Source organism: Mycobacterium sp. IS-3022 (assembly GCF_001500065.1).
Taxonomy (GTDB): Bacteria; Actinomycetota; Actinomycetes; order Mycobacteriales; family Mycobacteriaceae; genus Mycobacterium.
In genome coordinates, this window is record NZ_LQIN01000032.1 from 1 (window position 1) to 2,797 (window position 2,797).

A 2,797-nucleotide genomic window follows, 5' to 3' on the forward strand; every position below is an offset into this window, starting at 1 on the left:
TCGTTGGATCACCCACAGAATTCCACGCCCTGCTCATCAACCAACACATCACCGTCCTCAGCCAAACCCCCTCCGCGGTAAGCGCACTGTCGCCGGACGGTTTGGAATCGGTGGCATTGGTGGTCGCCGGTGAGCCCTGCCCGCCCGAGCTGGTGGACCGCTGGGCGCCCGGTCGGGTGATGATCAACGCCTACTGCGAGACCGAAACCTCCTATGCCGCCTCGAGTGCGCCGCTGACAGCGGGATCGGGTGCGCCGATCGGTTCACCGACGCCGGGAACGGCGTTGTTCGTTCTGGATGAATGGTTACGACCAGTACCGGCGGGTGTGGTCGGGGAACTGTATGTGGCCGGTGCCGGGCTGGCGTACGGGTATGTGCGCCAAGGATCTTCGACCGCCACGCGGTTTGTGCCGTGTCCGTTCGGGAAGCCCGGCGAGCGGATGTATCGCACCGGAAACCTGGTGCGTTGGGGCGCCGACGGGCAGCTGCGATACGTCGGGCGCGCCGACAAGCAGGTCAAGGTCCACGGGAACACCATCGAGCCCGGTGAGATCGAGGCGGCGCTGGCGGCTCATCCCCGGGTAGCGCAGGCCGCGGTGATCGCCCACCCGACGTCAACAGTGAACGCCGGTGAGGGGATTGGTGACAGCAAGCTGGCCGGCTACGTCGTGCTGGATCAGCAGATGAAGTTGGTCCGGGAGCCGCAGCGCGAAACGCAGCTCGTTGACCAGTGGCAGGGCGTCTACGAGGGCCTGTATTCGGAGTCGACGTCGTCCTCGAACCCACCGGCAGCGCTGGGGGAGGATTTCGGAGGCTGGAACAGCAGCTATACCGGGGCTCCGATCCCGCTGGAGGAAATGCGGGAGTGGCGGACCGCCGCGGTGGATCGGATCCGGGGACTGGATCCCGGGCGGGTGCTGGAGATCGGCGTGGGTTCGGGTCTGCTGCTTGCGCAGGTGGCCCCGGAATGCGACGAGTACTGGGGCACAGACTTTTCGGCGTCGACGATCCAGGCGCTGCAGGTGGCCGTGGCCGGACAGCCGTGGGGCGACCGGGTGCGGTTGCGGGTACAGCCGGCCGATGTCACCGACGGGCTGCCGCAGGGGCATTTCGATGTAGTGGTGCTCAACTCGGTGGTGCAGTACTTTCCGAGCGCGGGTTACCTACTTGATGTGCTGGCAGCGGCGATGCGGCTGCTGGCCCCGGGCGGGGCATTGTTCATCGGCGACGTGCGCAATCTGTCGCTGCTTTCAGCGTTTACCACCGGCGTGGCGTGCGCCGATTCCGCCGGTGGACAAGACACGGCCGCCGCCGTTCGCGAGCGCGTGCGCGGGGAAATGCTCGCCGAACGCGAATTGCTGTTGGCGCCAGAGTTCTTCGCGGCCTTGCCGCAGCACCTTTCCGAGATTGCCGCGGTTGAGGTGCAGCTCAAGCAGATGCGGGCGGTCAACGAACTCAGCGGTTACCGCTACGAGGTCGTGCTGCATAAGGCGCCGGTGCCGGTGCGATCCCTGGCAGACCTACCGGCGCAGCCGTGGCAGCGGTTCGGGAGCCTGGCTGGGCTGGCCGAGTATCTGCGGGCACAGCAGCTGCCGGGGCTGCGCGTCACCGGCGCACCACACGGCGGGATATGGCCCGATGTGGCGCTGGCGCGGGCGGTGACCGAGGCCGGTGATCGACTGCCGGTCAGCGAATTGCAGGCTCGCTCAACGGAACCCGACGCGGTGTTGCCGCACGAGTGCGATCAGCTGGGCCGAGAACTGGGATATGCCACAGCGGTGACCTGGTCGCCGACCGCCGGCCTGGTGGACATCATCTACACCCGTGCCGACGAACCCTCAAAAGATCACCGGCCGGCGGCACTGTCGGATCTCTACGTGCCGGCGACACGGCTCGGTTCCTTGGCGGCGTACGTCAACGACCCGTCGGCCGCCGAACGCGCAGCCGAGCTGCGCGGTTTCGTGGCCGGCCGGTTGCCCCAGTTCATGGTGCCGGAGGCGATCACGGTGGTGGAGGCACTGCCGTTGACGGTCAACGGCAAACTCGATCGCCGCGCACTGCCGGCGCCGGAGTTCGTCAGCGAACTGGCCTACCGCGCGCCACGTGATCATTGCGAACGGATGTTGGCCGGGCTGTTCGGTGAGATTCTCGGAGCCACCTTGGTCGGCATCGACGACTCGTTCTTCGCCCTCGGTGGGAGCTCGCTGTCCGCGGCACGGCTGGTGGCGCGGGTCCGGACCGAACTCGGTGTGCAGGTCCCGATCCGGGTGTTGTACGAGGCGCCGACCGTAGTCGGATTGGCCGAGTGGATCAGGCGACACGACGAGGACCGCGCCGGCACCACGTTGACGGTGCGCCAGCGGCCTGCGGTGGTGCCGTTGTCGTTTGCGCAGAGTCGGTTGTGGTTTGTCGATCAGTTTGATGGTGGCCAGCATCAGCGGTCGGTTTACAACATGGCGGTTGGGTTGCGGTTGTGTGGGCGTGTTGATGTTGGGGCGTTGGGTGCGGCGTTGGGCGATGTGGTGGGTCGTCATGAGAGTTTGCGCACGGTGTTCCCGGCTGTTGATGGGGTTCCGCGGCAGGTGGTGGTGCCGGTTGAGCGGGTGGGGTTGGGGTTTGAGGTTGTTGATGCTGCGGGTTGGCCGGCGGGGCGGTTGACGCAGGCGGTGGACGCGGCGGCGGGTCATCGGTTTGATTTGGCTGCTGAGATCCCGTTGCGGGCTTGGCTTTTCGCGGTGGCTGCCGATGAGTATGTGTTGGTGGTTGTGGTGCACCATATCGCCGCTGATGGTCATCC

General features: G+C 66.5%; 1 protein-coding gene. It reads left to right on the forward strand.

The features are described from left to right. On the forward strand, nt 1–2,797 hold a 2,797-nt coding region (locus tag AU188_RS17055; RefSeq protein WP_156426729.1), incomplete at both ends, for a condensation domain-containing protein.